We start from the raw sequence: 14451 nt of genomic DNA on the forward strand, positions 1-14451 counted from the left end.
GGTAATCAGAGCACAAGCGGACATCTGATTTCCCGTTTTTGTATTGCAATGTATCCGGAAGACAAACAGAAGGAGGTACCCTATCCGATGTCAAGAAAAAATCCGTTCGTCATGCCCATCCTCAAATGGGTAGGCGGCAAACGGCAGCTGCTGGACAGCATCAATCCGCTGATCCCGGAATGTTCGACCTATTATGAGCCGTTTATCGGGGGCGGTGCGGTGCTCTTTGGGAGACAGCCGAACAAGGCAGTGATCAATGACTCCAACGAAGAGCTGATCAATGTATACCGGATGATCAAGGAAGAGCCGGAAGAGCTGATTGCGGCGCTGAGCGCCCATAAGAAACAGAATTGCGAGGAGTATTATTATACGGTGCGGGCGTGGGATCGCGACAAGGAGACGTATCAGACGCGGACCAACGTCGAGCGGGCAGCGCGGATCATTTACCTGAACAAGACCTGCTACAACGGCCTGTTCCGCGTCAACAGCTCCGGCGAGTTCAATTCTCCGTGGGGCAGATATAAGAACCCGAATATCACGAACGAGGCGACTATCCATGCGCTGAATACGTATTTAAATAAAGCGAATATTACGATCAAATGTGGCGATTACCGCGAGGCGTTAAAGGGCATCCGGAAGGGCGCGTTCGTCTATTTTGACCCGCCTTATATGCCGATCAGCTCGTCGGCGTCGTTCACGGGCTACACCGCGGGCGGCTTCGGGGAGGAAGAGCAGATCGCATTAAAAGAGCAGTGTGACATGTTGAATGCAAAGGGCATCAAGTTCCTGCTTTCCAATTCGTCCTGCGAATTTATCGAGGATTTATATAAAGATTACATCATCGACCACGTGGATGCCAAGCGCGCGATCAACGTGAAACCGGAGAAGCGCGGAGAGATTCAGGAAGTTCTGGTACGCAATTATGAGCTTGATTGATGATAAATGGAGAATTTTATTTGATAAATACCGGATTGAGCGGGAAATTGAGAAACATGGGCGGTTTTACATCACCGCTGACCAGATCCGCGAAGTCAAGGAACCGCGTCTGATGACGAAATTTGACACGCGGGAATCCCTGCCGCGGGTGTTTGGAAAGAAGATTTCGATTCTTCCGGTGTCGCGCGGCGGCTATGTGCTGGGCGAGTTTGACTTGTATCAGGATTTTCCGGAGATTCCGTCCGATATCAAACGGGTGACGAGCGCGAAGATACCCGATTACTTTGAGTCGATTGACCTTCATGACATCCGCTCGGAAGCCAGCGCGATCAACGTTATGAGCATCACGGGGATTCTGGATGATTTTCTGGGCGAGGATCGCATGGTGCAGACGGTTTCGGGGCGGATGGGGTCTGGAAATTTTGAGTTTTATGTCAGCGACTATCAAAAATCAGAGCCGATTGAGAAAAAGCCGCTTATCCAGGTACAGAATTCGCAAGTCGAGATCGACGGTGGATTTGAAAATGAGAATGTATTTACGCTGATCGAGGGAAAAAACGTCGTCCACAGCAATTTTCTGATCCGGCAGCTCTATTATCCGGCGAGACTCTGGGCGGAGAAGATACACAAGCCGATCCGTCCGGTGTTTATGGTGTATTCGAATAATATTTTCCGCCTGCTGGAATATGAATTTACGGACCTGCGCTACTACAATTCGCTGCGGCTGGTGCAGGAGCGAAATTACAGCTTAGAGGAAATCGAGATCACGCTGGATGATTTATACGATGTCTGGGCACGGACAAAGGTCAAGCCGGAACCGGCGGTTACCTTTATCCAGGCGGACAGCTTTTACAAGGTTATTTCACTGGTGGAACGGCTGAACGAGAATCCAATGACGGGCGGTGAGATCGCGCAGCTTTTTGGATTTAAGGAGCGACAGTCGGACTATTATTTCAACGCGTGCCGCTATCTGGGACTGGCGGAGAAGCAGACGGATGAGGACGGCGTGAAAGTGCATATCACGGCGATAGGAAGACGGCTTTTGAAACTGCCGTATAGGGCGCGCCAGCTCGAATACGTCCGCCTGATTCTGGAACACCCGATTTTCCACGATTTATTTGAAGCTGCCCTTCAGATCGGAGATGTTCCGGACAAGGAGTATGTCGCAAAGAAAATGCGGGAATACCAGGTCTGCGGGGAGAATCTGATCGTGCGAAGGTCAAGTGCAGTGCGGGCATGGCTGTACTGGATTCTGATGCTGGTGAACGAAGGATAGGGAAATGGTGCGGAAGCGTTATATTTATTCCTTAGCGAACGTGAACCGCCTGACCGTTAGAAAACAGGGCATTCAGACAGAGAATAAAATATAGAAAGTTACAGGACAGCATATGGGCAGACAAGAGCAGACAAATCATCTTTTCAGCAATCGCGATCTGCGGATTCTTCTGGTTCCGCTGATCGTAGAGCAGATTTTAAACTCCCTGATGGGTACAGCGGACAGCATTATGGTCAGCAACGTGGGATCGGCGGCGATCTCGGCGGTTTCTTTGGTTGACTCCATCAATATTTTAGTGATACAGGCATTCTATGCGCTGGCGGCAGGCGGCACGATCGTCTGCTCCCAGTACATCGGACAGAAAGATAAGAAAAATGCGGAGGAATCCGCGAGACAGTTATCTTTTGTGGTGGCGTGCATCTCGTCGGCGGTCATGGCAGTCTGCCTTCTGACACGCGGACCGCTGCTGCGGCTGATTTTCGGCAGCGTCGAGGCGGATGTCATGGAGGCAGCGCAGATCTATTTCTTCTACACGGCGCTTTCGTTTCCATTTATCGCCCTCTATGATGCCGGTTCCTCGATCTACCGGGCGCAGGGAAATACAAGGCTTCCGATGACGATCGCGGTCGTCTCTAACGGGTTAAATATCGCCGGAAATGCGGTGCTTATCTGGGGCTTCCATCTTGGAGTTGCCGGTGCGGCGATTGCCACGCTCGGTTCCCGCGTTATCTCGGCAGTGGTGGTGTTCGCCTTTTTGCACAATCCCAGCCAGGAAATTGCGGTGCGTGACTATCTGCATATCCGTCCGGACGGACGCCGGATTATGCGGATTCTCTCATTGGGAATCCCAAACGGTATCGAAAATGCGATGTTCCAGTTTGGAAAGCTTGCGATTCAGTCAACCGTCTCGACCCTCGGGACGATCGCGATCGCAGCCCAGGCGATGACGAATATTCTGGAAAACTTAAACGGCATCGCGGCGATCGGTATCGGAATCGGCATGATGACGGTGGTCGGACAGTGTCTCGGCGCGGGGCGCAAGGATGAGGCGATCTATTATATCAAAAAATTGACGGCAGTGGCGGAGATCGTCATCATCGCAAGCTGTGCGCTCGTATTTCTGGCGACGAAACCGGTCACGATTCTGGGCGGCATGGAGCCGGAGAGTGCGAAGATGTGTCTCTACATGGTCGGATGGATCACGGTGGTAAAGCCGATCGTCTGGACGCTCGCATTTATTCCGGCATATGGAATGCGGGCTGCCGGGGATGTGAGGTTTTCGATGATTCTCTCCTGCATCAGTATGTGGGCGTTCCGGGTGACGCTGTGCATTTATCTCTGCCGCGTCCACGGCTTCGGACCGATCGCGGTGTGGATCGGCATGTTTACAGACTGGACGATCCGGGGCATCGTATTCACATTCCGCTTTATGGGCCGGAGATGGCTCGCGCATAAAGTTGTGTAAAAAACAGAGGGAGCAAAATGAAAATGGAGTTACAAATACTGGATTGGATTCAGCAGATGCGGACGCCGGTGGGCGATGTCTGGATGGTGTTTATTTCGCGGCTTGGAAATGCAGGAATGATTTGGATTCTGTTTACATGCCTGCTGCTTATGATTCCGCGGACGAGAAGATGGGGAGCTGCGCTGGCGGTAGCGCTCTGTCTGGATGCGATCATCTGTAATATCTTACTAAAGCCTATGGTTTGCCGGATCCGTCCGTGCGATGTGAATCAGACAGTTCAGCTGCTCATTGCCCGCCCGGCGGACTATTCCTTCCCGTCGGGACATACGGCGGCTTCGTTTGCTGCGGTCGCGGCTCTGTACTTTGCCGGGGCGAGAAAATGGTGGAAAATCACGCTGCCTCTGGCGATCCTGATGGCGTTTTCAAGAATGTATTTATATGTGCATTACCCGACCGATGTTTTGGGCGGCATGATTGTGGGATGCGCGGCGGGGTATTTTGGAAACCGGCTGGCGGCGCATCTGATACGGTCCTGGAGACGGAAGATGAAAAAACCAGAGGACAGAAAAAATAGATAATTTTATGTAAGAGATGCCAGAAGTTACTGGGCACGTATGCGTGTACAGTAATGCCAGAACACCTGTAATTGTCCCGTTTTTCTCTTGATATCCTTTATTTCCGATGGTATAATCTATAATCGAAATAATTTCTTTTATGATAGAAAAGGGATGATTATGATGGGGTTAGACCAGAATCAGTAATTTTATTCATTGTTAAAAGGTACGGCGTGATCTATCGACTCCAAAGCTTAGGATGATAGGAACTGCGTTTTTTGATGATGAGGTACCTGGAAAGCGACCAGGGGTAATGTGCTCTCGGAATCTTTCTGTGCTTGATTTTGTGAGATGATTTTTTTGTCAGTTGTGCCCAAATTTCTGAGGCGTTGGCGTTGCGTCCGCCTCTGAAATTCGGGTGCGGCTGGCGGAAAATCAGCCACAAAAGCAGGTGCAGAAAAGACTCCGAGAGTACATTATAGAGTGATGGAGGAGAAAGACATGTTAAATTACAAGAAATATAAGAGAGTTCCGGTGGTAGATTACCCGGAGCGTGAGTGGCCGAATAAAGAGATTGAGAAAGCGCCGATCTGGTGCAGCGTTGACCTGCGCGACGGCAACCAGGCACTGGTTGAGCCGATGGTCGTAGAGGAGAAGATCGAGATGTTCAACCTCCTGGTAAAACTTGGATTTAAAGAGATCGAGATTGGCTTCCCGGCAGCTTCCCAGATCGAGTACGATTTCCTGCGCCAGTTAGTAGAACGCAAGCTTATCCCGGACGACGTAGTTGTACAGGTTCTGACCCAGTGCCGCGAGCACCTGATCAAGAGAACCTTCGATGCCATCCAGGGTATTCCGAAGGCGATCGTACATATTTACAATTCGACTTCTACCTTACAGCGTGAGGTTGTATTCCATGCAGACCGCGAGGAAGTAAAGCAGATCGCGATCGATGGTACCCGCATGGTAAAGAAATATATGAAAGATTACGACGGAAAAGTAATCCTTGAGTACTCTCCGGAGAGCTTTACCGGAACCGAGCTTGATTTTGCACTGGATATCTGCACCGCTGTACAGGAAGAGTGGGGCGCAACCCCGGACAATAAGATCATCATCAACCTTCCGGCAACGGTTGAGATGACGACTCCGAACGTATACGCAGACCAGATCGAGTGGATGAACAAGCATTTTAAGAACCGTGACAGCATTATTTTAAGTATCCATCCGCACAATGACCGTGGTACCGGCATTGCAGCGACCGAGCTGGCTCTCTTGGCAGGTGCAGACCGTGTCGAGGGCACACTGCTTGGAAACGGCGAGCGTACTGGTAATATCGACATATTAAATATCGCTTACAATATGTTCTCGCAGGGTATCAACCCGGAGTTGAATCTGGAAAATGTAAAGGAGATCACCGAGGTTTGCGAGCGCTGCACAAAGATGACCGTTGATCCGAGACATCCGTATGCAGGCAAGCTGGTATTTACCGCATTTTCCGGTTCCCATCAGGATGCGATCAGCAAGGGTATGCAGGCGCTTCAGAAGAGAACCGATGGCATCTGGGAGGTTCCGTACCTGCCGATCGATCCGAGCGATATCGGACGCGAGTACGAGCCGGTTGTCCGCATCAACAGCCAGTCCGGCAAGGGCGGCGTAGCCTTCGTTATGGATTCCTTCTACGGATTCCGTCTTCCGAAGGGAATGCACAAAGAGTTTGCTGACATTATCCAGAAGATTGCAGAAAAGCAGGGTGAGGTAGCTCCGGAGCAGATCATGGACGAGTTCCGTGCAAACTATCTGGACAGAAAAGAGCCGATGCACTTCAAAAAATGCCAGATCACAGACAAGGAGTACGAGGGCGGCGCATTCGCAACCGTTGCAACTCTTACTTTTACCGCTCATGACACCGAGCGCACCGTTGAGGGCGTAGGTAACGGACCGATCGATGCGGTACAGAGAGCGATCGAGGAGGCACTTGGCATCGAGATCCGTGTTCTGGACTACAACGAGCATGCACTTCGTTCCGGTTCCGGCGCACAGGCAGCGTCCTACATCCATCTGATGGATGTAAAGAGCGGCCGGGCAACCTACGGTGTCGGCATCAGCTCTAACATTACGAGAGCATCTATCCGCGGTATCTTCAGTGCGGTAAACAGATTGTTCTACTAAAAAATAAAATGAATCAATTCAGAGTGACTGCTTGTGTGTGGACAGTCGCTGGTTTGGGCGGTATGCAGAAATGTGTGCCGCTCTTTTTCTGCCTGCCCGTGAACAGTAACAATTGAGTTACTGTTCACAGGTAGGCACTTTTGGAATCGAAAGTGCCGTAAGAAAACGTGGTGGCAGCAGGAATTTGCCGTATTTAAATGCGAAGCCACGGCAAATTCCGTTACTGGGCACGTATGCGTGAACAGTAACACAATTGAAACACGTTTTAGCGGATACTCCGCATTCCAATATTGACAAGAACAAAATCCCGGTGTTACGATATAGAAAACTGAAAAACGGCGTGAAATGACGATATTCGACTGAAAATTTCATACTTATGAAAAAGAGAAAGGAAGTCCGTGAAAATGATTCTAAGGGCGAAGTATTTAATTACCGGAGATGGCAGAACATGTTTGCAGGATCAGGCGGTGTATCTGGATAAAGAGGGAAAAATCGGCTGGATAGGAGACGCTGCGGAAGCGGCGGGGCGCTACCCGGAAGAGATGGTAAAGGATTACGGCGAGGCGACGATCCTGCCGGGACTGTTTGATATGCATGTGCATTTCGGCTACTACTACAGCCAGCCGGATCTGGATAATTATGACGATTATATGGTGGCATACTATGCGCTGGAGCAGGCGAAACAGTCGCTGCGGCTCGGTATCACGACGGTGCGCGATCTGTCCTGCCCGCCCAATCTGATGAAGCAGCTGCGCCTGGCAGGTCAGAAGGGATATGTGACGGTCCCGCGGATCATCCATGCGGACGCAGGTATCTGCATGACCGGAGGACACGGACATCAGGATGGGGTCGAGGAGGCGGACAGCCCGTGGGGCGTGCGCGCCGCTATCCGAAGACAGCTGCGCGCGGGAGCTGACTGGGTCAAGATCCTGACGAGCAACCGCGGCGATATTCCGGAATTTACCCAGGAAGAACTGGATGCAGCGGTCGATGAGGCGCACCGCCAGGGGGTGAAGATCGCGGTTCATTCAGGTACGCAGCCGTCGATTCAGATGTGTATTGACGCGGGATTTGACACGATCGAGCACGGAACCTTTTTAACAGAGGCGCAGGCGCGCCAGATGGCGGAAAAAGGAATCGCGTGGACGCCGACGATCACGGCGTACACATATTTGTATGAGCAGACAAAGCAGATGATCGAGGCGGGTGTGGACATGGACAACCCGATCGCCGCCAGAGCCGTTCACGATCAGGCATTTTTCAAACCGGCGTTTGAGGCATACCGGGATAATTTTAAAAAGCTCTATGACACAGGGGTTACGGTGCTGGCAGGCAGCGATATGGTGCTTTACAAGGCACCGCCGCTTCCGATTCATCAGGAACTCGGCTATATGGTAGACTATGGAATCACGCCGATGGAGGCGATCCGCACGGCAACCTACAACGCGGCAAGCGTGCTTGGAATCGAGAAGGAGACGGGTAGCCTGAAAGAGGGCCTGGCGGGGGATCTGCTGGTTGTAAAGGGAGATGTCTCAAAGAATATTCGTGCGCTGGATGATGTGCTGGAAGTGTATCTGGCAGGAGAAATAGTGTATACGGCATAAAAGATATGAAAAAGCTGTCTTTTTCAGAAATGCAGGAGTTTTTGTTTCCTGAGATGGGAAAAACCAAAAAGAAAATAAAAACATCTTGAAATTCTAAAAGAGACAGCTTTTATTATGTATCTATACCGCGCAGACTGTTTAAAATACGACTTCATTCCCATGAACAAACGGATTCGGCGTGTGTACGGTCAGAATCTTAACGACACGGTTTGTGTTGTTGACCCAGTCATGCGGGGTCTGGGAGTGGATCTGGATGCTGTCGCCCGGATTCAGGCAGTATTCGCTGCCGTCCAGATATACGGTCAGGATACCCTCCAGAACGTAGATAAATTCTTCACCGTCGTGCTGATTCATCTCAAGCTGGTTTTCAGAGCTTGTGGTGGCAGACGGCATCAGGTGGAAGATACGCGGAAGACAGGCAAATCCCTGTGCATTTCCATTGACCAGGTACTGTACGATCTGGGGGTTGATCTGGGAACAGTGCATGGCAAAACTCCGGCTGACCGGGGATTTCTCCTGATCGGCGGAGGAGTCAAAGAACGAAGACAGACTGACTCCGAGAATCGTAGCAAGCTTTGCCAGAGAGTCGATTGCAATCGAAGAGAGACCGCGCTCCAACTGGGAAAGAAAGCCGATGGACAGACCGGACTCTTCGCTGAGCTGTTTCAGTGTGTATTTTTTTGCGGTACGGAAGGCTTTTACCTTGGCACCGATGGTAACATTATGATCCATAGATATATCCCCCTTGCGGCATCATTCTTTAATATAATATATTCACTATACAGGATTTTTGTTGGAACGTCAACCAAAGGGGTAGTTTTGACGGGTAAATTTAATTCGAAATGGAACGATTTTTTGGGAAAAGACCAAAATGGGCGGCGGATTTGGAGAAGTGAATCAGTGAGCGGATAGATGGGGGAGAAAATGGGATAGAGAAAACGGATGGACAGAAAATAAAAACAGGGGGAGAAACAGAATGAAGGAAATAGTACGCGCTTCGATCGAGGATTGTTCCCAGATCGAGCGCTTCCGTTTGGTGACTCGTCTGGGGAATGCGATTCTTTCCAATGGCGGGGAGGTATTCCGGGCGGAGCAGGCGATGGAGTATGCGGCGCGGGCGCTGCGTCTCGAAGCATTCAATGCGTATGTGATTGCAAATGGGATTTTTTCAAATGTGGTGATTGACGGGCGGTTTTATTCCAGCCGTATCTGCCATGTGCCGCTGGCACCTACGATTCTATGCCGGGTGGATGCCTTAAACGATTTGTCGAGAAAGATTGCGGCGGGTAAATGTGGTCCTTATGAGATGCGGATGCGCCTTGAGCAGATTGAACAGATGAAAGTGATCGAAAATCGGGGAAAGGTTCTGGCGGCAGGAATTGGAAGCGCCGGATTTTGTTACCTGTTCCAGGGCAGTCTGCGCGATACGGCGGCGGCATTTGTGACGGGCGTGCTGCTGTATTTGTTCCTTTTATACGCAGCTCCGCGCTTTTCCTCGTCCCGGATGATGCAGACGATCATGACGAGCAGCGTGCTTGCATTGTGCTGTTGTTTTCTGTGTTGGATCGGGCTGGGAGAAAGCCTGGATCATGTCATGATCGGAGCTGTGTTCACGCTGGCGCCGGGGGTGCCGCTGACCAATTCGATCCGGAATTTTTTGGAAAATGATTATTTATCCGGTCTGATCCGTTTTGTAGACGCCTTTTTGACGGCGGGCTGTATCGCGATCGGAGTTGGTGTGGCACTGCGGTTCTGGATGTTTGCGATGGGAGGTATGCTCTGATGGAAATGGCAGGGGAAATTCTGGGGCAGCTTCTGGCGGCCTGTGTCGGAACTGCCGCCTTTTCGGCGCTGTTTGGAGTTCCGAAGAAGTATTGGCTGGATTGTGGTATCTGCGGGGCAGTCGGCTGGGGCGTGTATCTGGCGGTCATGGCAGCTTATCAGACGCCGATCATCGGGACCTTCGCGGCGAGCGCGGTTTTGACGATGCTGTCGCGCTGTCTGGCGGTACAGCGGAAAGCGCCGACGCTCCTCTTTCTGGTCTGCGGCATCTTCCCGCTTGTGCCCGGAGCGGCGATCTATTATACCGCCTACAACTTTTTTATGGGGCAGGAAGCGCTGGCGCTCCAGTATGGCATGGATACAATCAAGATGGCGATCGCAATCGGGCTGGGGATCGGAGCGGCATATTCGCTTCCGGGACACCTGTTTGGATGGAAGCGGGAGATAGAGGTGTGGGAACCTGAGAAAGAGGGTAAAAAGTAGCCGCGGTTTACTTTTCTTTTAAAATATAGTAGAATACCCTCATACTATTAAGGAAAATATGATCAGCTGCGGCAGGCGTGGGGTGTTCTGCGGGCTTGATGGAGGGGACAGACATCGATATGGACAGTAAATTTTATGAGCCAGAAGTTCTGAAACAGCTGCAGGGAGAGATTCTGTCGATTCTGGATGATTTTATCCGGATCTGTGAAGACTATCATCTGGAATATTTCGGGATAGCCGGAACGGGAATTGGTGCGCTGCGGCACAAGGGATTTATTCCCTGGGACGACGATATCGATATTGCGATGCCGCGGCGGGATTTTGAGCGCCTGCTCCGGATCGTGGAAAAGAAGATGAGCGACCGGTATCTGGTTCTCAATGCAGAGCGATATCCCAATTATCCGCTGATGACGACCCGTCTGGTGAAGAAGGGGACGGTGTTTGTTGAGGAGGTTATGAAGGATGTGGACTGTCCGTTCGGCATCTTTCTGGATCTTTATGTGCTTGACAATGTGGCGGACAACCCGGTTCTATACCAGATTCAGTCGTGGACGGCCTGGTTCTGGAGTAAGCTGATGATTCTGCGGGCGATTCCGCGTCCGACGCTGCAGCAGCGGGGCATCAAGGCGAAGCTTATCTGGGCGGTCTGCGGGATGGTCTACAAGGCGATGAAGCTGCTCCATATCTCGCCTCAGTGGCTGCGGATGCGCTGTGAGCGGGTCTGCCGTAAATACAATAAATACCGGACACGCCGGATGGCATTTCTGCCGGACACAAGCCCATACTGGAATGTCGTGGATCGGACGCGCTGTTATCCGCTCCGGAAGCTGGAATTTGAGGGCAGACGCATGAATTTCCCAGGAAATATCGAGGAAATGCTGACAAAAATGTATGGCGATTTCATGCAGCTTCCGCCGGTTGAAAAACGCAAAACACACACGCCGAGCCGGCTGGAATTTTCAAAGGAAGAGATACTGTAGTGGTAAAATATTTAGCGAACGCCCTGATCGGTGGAGACGGGCAGATTGAAAAACGAAATATGAGCTGGAATATGATAGGGAGCTTTCTCTATGCACTGGCGTCCATGGTGCTGACGATCGCGGTCATCCAGATTGTCGGCGAGGATGAGGGCGGTATCTTCTCCTTTGCGTATTCTACATTTGGTCAGCATATGTTTATGGTGGCCTATTTTGGCATCCGCCCGTTCCAGATCACGGATACGAGGCGGCGGTTTACGTTTGGCGAATATCTGCGGCTGCGCCTGATGACCTGCGGCGCGGCGCTGGTAGCCGGGCTTTTTTATGTGACGGTGATCAACCGGGACTATGCCTTTGTCAAGGCGGCGACGGTGTTTTTAATGGTCGCGTACAAGGTGATCGACGGTTTCGCGGACGCTTACGAGGCAGAATTTCAGCGTGATGGACGCCTGTATCTGACGGGCAAATCAAACGCATTCCGGACGGTTTTATCGGTCGGTGTCTTTTTAGGCAGTTTGAATGCGACCCACAACCTGGTTGGCTCCTGCCTGGCGGCGGTACTGGCGCAGCTGGCGGGCGTGTGCCTGTTTGATTTTTCGGTAATCGGTCATCTGCCGCAGGTGGACTGGGAGGTCCGCTCCGGGCGTGTCGGGCTGTTGTTTAAAGAAAATGTAGTCCTGTTTTTATCGGTTATTCTGGATTTTTATGTTTTTTCTGCCGCGAAATATGCGATCGAGGGCAATATGGCGGACAAGTATCAGGCGGTATTCGGTGCGATCTTTATGCCGACCAGCGTCATCAATCTGGTGGCAGGCTTCGTCATCCGCCCGTATATCACGAAACTCTCGGATCAGTGGGAGCGGAATGCGCTCCCGGAATTTGCCGGGACGGTAGGCCGGCTGGCGGCAATCATCGCGGCGCTTACGGCGCTGGCAGTCGGGGGTGCCTGGATTCTCGGAATCCCGGTTCTCTCAATGTTATATCCGAAGATTGCGTATATGCTGCGGGAATGCCGCCTGGCGCTGGCGTTTATCATTCTGGGCGGCGCGTTTAATGCGTATGTGAATCTGTTTTATTATGCACTCATCATTATGCAGGAGCAGAAACGAATTTTTCTGGGTTATGTCGGTGTGACGGCAGCGGCGCTCCTTATTTCTTCGCCCTGTGTACGGGCGGCGGGACTGCTGGGAGGATCGCTTTCGTATCTGCTTTTGATGGCGGCACTGACTGCTTGCTTTGGACTGACGTCGCTTGTGATGTACCGGAGGCGGGTACGCGGGATATAGGATAGATAGATTTGGAGGAAATGTATGATTAATTTTGCGGTAGGACCGGTTCAGATGGACGAGGAAATCCGGGCGATCGGGGCGGAAGAAGTGCCATATTTCCGCACACCGGAATTTTCTGCAATTATGAAGGAAAATGAGCGCCTGATGAAGCAGTTCACGGGGGCGCCGGAGGATGCGAGGGCGGTTTTCCTGACAGGTTCGGGCACGGCGGCGATGGAAGCGGCAGTCATGAACCTTTTTACAGAGCGCGACCGCGTGCTGGTCGTAAACGGCGGCAGTTTTGGCGCGCGGTTTGCGAAAATTTGTGAGATCCATGAAGTTCCTCATGAGGAGATCCAGCTGGAGAGCGGACGGGCGCTTCGGGCAGAAGACCTGGCACCGTATGAGGGAAAAGGATTTACCGGATTTTTAGTCAATGTCCATGAGACTTCCACGGGCGTTCTCTATGATATGGAGCTGATTTCGGACTTTTGCAGACGAAACCAGCTGATTCTGGCGGTTGACGCGGTCAGCTCGTTTCTTGCCGATCCATTTTGGATGGGAAAATGGGGCGTTGATCTGGTGCTGACCGGTTCTCAGAAAGCGCTGGCACTTCCGCCGGGACTCTCGATTCTGGTGCTGGGGGCGCGTGCGATCGCGAGAGTGCAGGAGACGGTGGTTCGCTCGATGTATTTTGATCTGCGCGACTATCTGAAAAATGGCGAGCGGGGGCAGACGCCGTTTACACCAGCGGTCGGAGTGCTTTTACAGCTTCATAAACGACTGACGATGATCGAGGAAAAAGGGCTTGCGGCAGAACAGGCACGGATCCGCTGTCAGGCGGAGGATTTCCGAAGCAAAATAAAAGATCTTCCGTTTGAGATCGTTTCCAATTCTCTCTCGGCGGCATTGACGCCGCTTCACCCGACGGGCGTGGACAAAGAGGGGAAAACGGTCTCAGCGCATCGGATTTTTGAGATTTTGAAGGATAAATACGGCATCTGGATCTGCCCGAACGGCGGCGCGCTTGCCGACACGGTGTTCCGTGTCGGTCATATCGGCGCATTGACGCCGGAAGACAATGACAGCCTGATTGCGGCATGGAAAGATATGCAAAGGAGGGGACTTCTGTGAAAGTATTGATTCTGGCAGCGGGACGGGGAACCCGGATCTCGCGTTATCTGTCGGGAAAACCAAAATGTACGGTGGATATCGGCGGCGGGCAGTGCCTGATCGAGTACACGATTGACCTGCTTCATTCCCGCGGCATCCAGGATATCGGCATCGTGCTGGGCTATGAGGCGCAGGTGATCCGCGAGGTCTTGGCAGACAAGGGAGTTTCCTTTTTCTACAACCCGTTTTACGATGTGACAAACAGCATCGCGTCTGCATGGTTTGCGAAGGAGTTCCTGACAGGGGACGATCTGCTGATCATGAACGGTGACGTATACCTGGAGGAAAAATTGCTTGACCGGATCCTCGCGCAGGGCAGGAGCCCGGTGATGTTTGCGGACGAGAGCCGCCGGGAGACAGCGGATTATAAGTTCTTCTATGAAGATGGAATTTTGAAAAAATATGGAAAAGAGCTGACCGGGGATGATGTGACGGGCGAGTACATCGGAATCGGACGGTTTTCAGCGGCATTTATGCCGGAATTTATCTGCCGGATGGAGGAGATGATCGACCGCCAGGAGCACGGCGTCTGGTGGGAAAATGTTGTTTACAGCATGACCGGGCAGCAGCCGGTCTATGTCGAGGACGTCAGCGGGCATTTCTGGGCGGAGGTTGATTATATTGAGGATTATGAGCGCATCCTGGAACACAGGGGCGTGGAGAAGATAGTGCGCTAGAGCGCTTGATTTGAAAGACAAAACACGGTTCACGGGTAGGCACTTTTGGAACCGAAAGTGCCGTAAGAAAACGTGGTGGCAGCAGAA

13 protein-coding genes are annotated in these 14451 nt (G+C 51.8%); 12 read left to right on the forward strand and 1 reads right to left on the reverse strand.

The window, feature by feature from the left end; all coding sequences use genetic code 11:
• Positions 1-87 precede the first annotated feature (87 nt).
• The 6 genes from DXB70_RS01875 (at position 88) to DXB70_RS01900 (ending at position 8004) form a co-directional block, all read left to right on the forward strand.
• On the forward strand, positions 88-936 hold the full coding sequence (locus DXB70_RS01875) for a DNA adenine methylase (protein WP_022360030.1): 849 nt from the start codon (positions 88-90) through the stop codon (positions 934-936).
• Positions 923-2212, forward strand: a complete 1290-nt coding sequence (locus DXB70_RS01880; RefSeq protein ID WP_118672545.1) for a hypothetical protein — start codon at positions 923-925, stop codon at positions 2210-2212. Before DXB70_RS01875 ends, DXB70_RS01880 begins: the two co-directional genes overlap by 14 nt.
• A gap of 112 nt (positions 2213-2324) precedes the next feature.
• Positions 2325-3677 carry an MATE family efflux transporter gene (locus DXB70_RS01885; protein WP_118672546.1) on the forward strand — a complete coding sequence of 451 codons (1353 nt, stop codon included), beginning with the start codon at positions 2325-2327 and terminating at the stop codon, positions 3675-3677.
• A gap of 23 nt (positions 3678-3700) precedes the next feature.
• Positions 3701-4255, forward strand: a complete 555-nt coding sequence (locus tag DXB70_RS01890; protein WP_347559574.1) for a phosphatase PAP2 family protein — start codon at positions 3701-3703, stop codon at positions 4253-4255.
• Between the two features lie 477 nt (positions 4256-4732).
• Positions 4733-6400, forward strand: a complete 1668-nt coding sequence (gene leuA / locus DXB70_RS01895; RefSeq protein ID WP_118672548.1) for a 2-isopropylmalate synthase — start codon at positions 4733-4735, stop codon at positions 6398-6400.
• Positions 6401-6804: 404 nt separating this feature from the next.
• Positions 6805-8004 carry an amidohydrolase family protein gene (locus tag DXB70_RS01900; protein ID WP_118672549.1) on the forward strand — a complete coding sequence of 400 codons (1200 nt, stop codon included), beginning with the start codon at positions 6805-6807 and terminating at the stop codon, positions 8002-8004.
• Between the two features lie 138 nt (positions 8005-8142).
• Here the strand turns inward: DXB70_RS01900 and DXB70_RS01905 are convergent, their stop codons facing one another.
• Positions 8143-8736, reverse strand: a complete 594-nt coding sequence (locus DXB70_RS01905) for a cupin domain-containing protein (protein WP_022360036.1) — start codon at positions 8734-8736, stop codon at positions 8143-8145.
• A gap of 244 nt (positions 8737-8980) precedes the next feature.
• On the opposite strand from DXB70_RS01905, the gene DXB70_RS01910 reads away from it, so the two are divergent.
• From DXB70_RS01910 to DXB70_RS01935, 6 genes are all read left to right on the forward strand, one after another.
• A complete protein-coding gene (locus DXB70_RS01910) occupies positions 8981-9787 on the forward strand; it encodes a threonine/serine exporter family protein (RefSeq protein ID WP_107000715.1) in 807 nt (268 codons plus the stop codon).
• A complete protein-coding gene (locus DXB70_RS01915) occupies positions 9787-10269 on the forward strand; it encodes a threonine/serine exporter family protein (RefSeq protein ID WP_243099882.1) in 483 nt (160 codons plus the stop codon). The genes DXB70_RS01910 and DXB70_RS01915 overlap by 1 nt, the downstream gene beginning before the upstream one ends.
• A 119-nt stretch (positions 10270-10388) precedes the next feature.
• Positions 10389-11249: a LicD family protein gene (locus DXB70_RS01920; protein WP_233430211.1), complete on the forward strand. Its 861-nt coding sequence runs from the start codon at positions 10389-10391 to the stop codon at positions 11247-11249.
• The gene (locus DXB70_RS01925; RefSeq protein WP_338108855.1) at positions 11249-12532 is read left to right on the forward strand and encodes a lipopolysaccharide biosynthesis protein; all 1284 of its coding nucleotides are present in this window, start codon (positions 11249-11251) and stop codon (positions 12530-12532) included. The genes DXB70_RS01920 and DXB70_RS01925 overlap by 1 nt, the downstream gene beginning before the upstream one ends.
• 24 nt (positions 12533-12556) lie before the next feature.
• Complete coding sequence (locus DXB70_RS01930; protein ID WP_118672550.1) at positions 12557-13648, forward strand: aminotransferase class V-fold PLP-dependent enzyme; 1092 nt, start codon at positions 12557-12559, stop codon at positions 13646-13648.
• Positions 13645-14364 (forward strand): phosphocholine cytidylyltransferase family protein, encoded by a 720-nt coding sequence (locus DXB70_RS01935; RefSeq protein ID WP_022360042.1) that lies wholly within the window; start codon positions 13645-13647, stop codon positions 14362-14364. Before DXB70_RS01930 ends, DXB70_RS01935 begins: the two co-directional genes overlap by 4 nt.
• Positions 14365-14451 lie beyond the last annotated feature (87 nt).

The organism is Clostridium sp. OM05-5BH, assembly GCF_003481505.1.
Lineage (GTDB): Bacteria > Bacillota > Clostridia > Lachnospirales > Lachnospiraceae > Otoolea > Otoolea fessa.

What these genes read in the sequence shown, in the direction of transcription:
- DXB70_RS01900 (WP_118672549.1), top strand. Translation starts at nt 6,805, where the DNA reads ATGATTCTAAGGGCGAAGTATTTAATTACCGGAGATGGCAGAACATGT.
- leuA (WP_118672548.1), top strand. Translation starts at nt 4,733, where the DNA reads ATGTTAAATTACAAGAAATATAAGAGAGTTCCGGTGGTAGATTACCCG.
- DXB70_RS01910 (WP_107000715.1), top strand. Translation starts at nt 8,981, where the DNA reads ATGAAGGAAATAGTACGCGCTTCGATCGAGGATTGTTCCCAGATCGAG.
- DXB70_RS01920 (WP_233430211.1), top strand. Translation starts at nt 10,389, where the DNA reads ATGGACAGTAAATTTTATGAGCCAGAAGTTCTGAAACAGCTGCAGGGA.
- DXB70_RS01875 (WP_022360030.1), top strand. Translation starts at nt 88, where the DNA reads ATGTCAAGAAAAAATCCGTTCGTCATGCCCATCCTCAAATGGGTAGGC.
- DXB70_RS01880 (WP_118672545.1), top strand. Translation starts at nt 923, where the DNA reads ATGAGCTTGATTGATGATAAATGGAGAATTTTATTTGATAAATACCGG.
- DXB70_RS01905 (WP_022360036.1), bottom strand. Translation starts at nt 8,736, where the DNA reads ATGGATCATAATGTTACCATCGGTGCCAAGGTAAAAGCCTTCCGTACC.
- DXB70_RS01885 (WP_118672546.1), top strand. Translation starts at nt 2,325, where the DNA reads ATGGGCAGACAAGAGCAGACAAATCATCTTTTCAGCAATCGCGATCTG.
- DXB70_RS01890 (WP_347559574.1), top strand. Translation starts at nt 3,701, where the DNA reads ATGGAGTTACAAATACTGGATTGGATTCAGCAGATGCGGACGCCGGTG.
- DXB70_RS01930 (WP_118672550.1), top strand. Translation starts at nt 12,557, where the DNA reads ATGATTAATTTTGCGGTAGGACCGGTTCAGATGGACGAGGAAATCCGG.
- DXB70_RS01915 (WP_243099882.1), top strand. Translation starts at nt 9,787, where the DNA reads ATGGAAATGGCAGGGGAAATTCTGGGGCAGCTTCTGGCGGCCTGTGTC.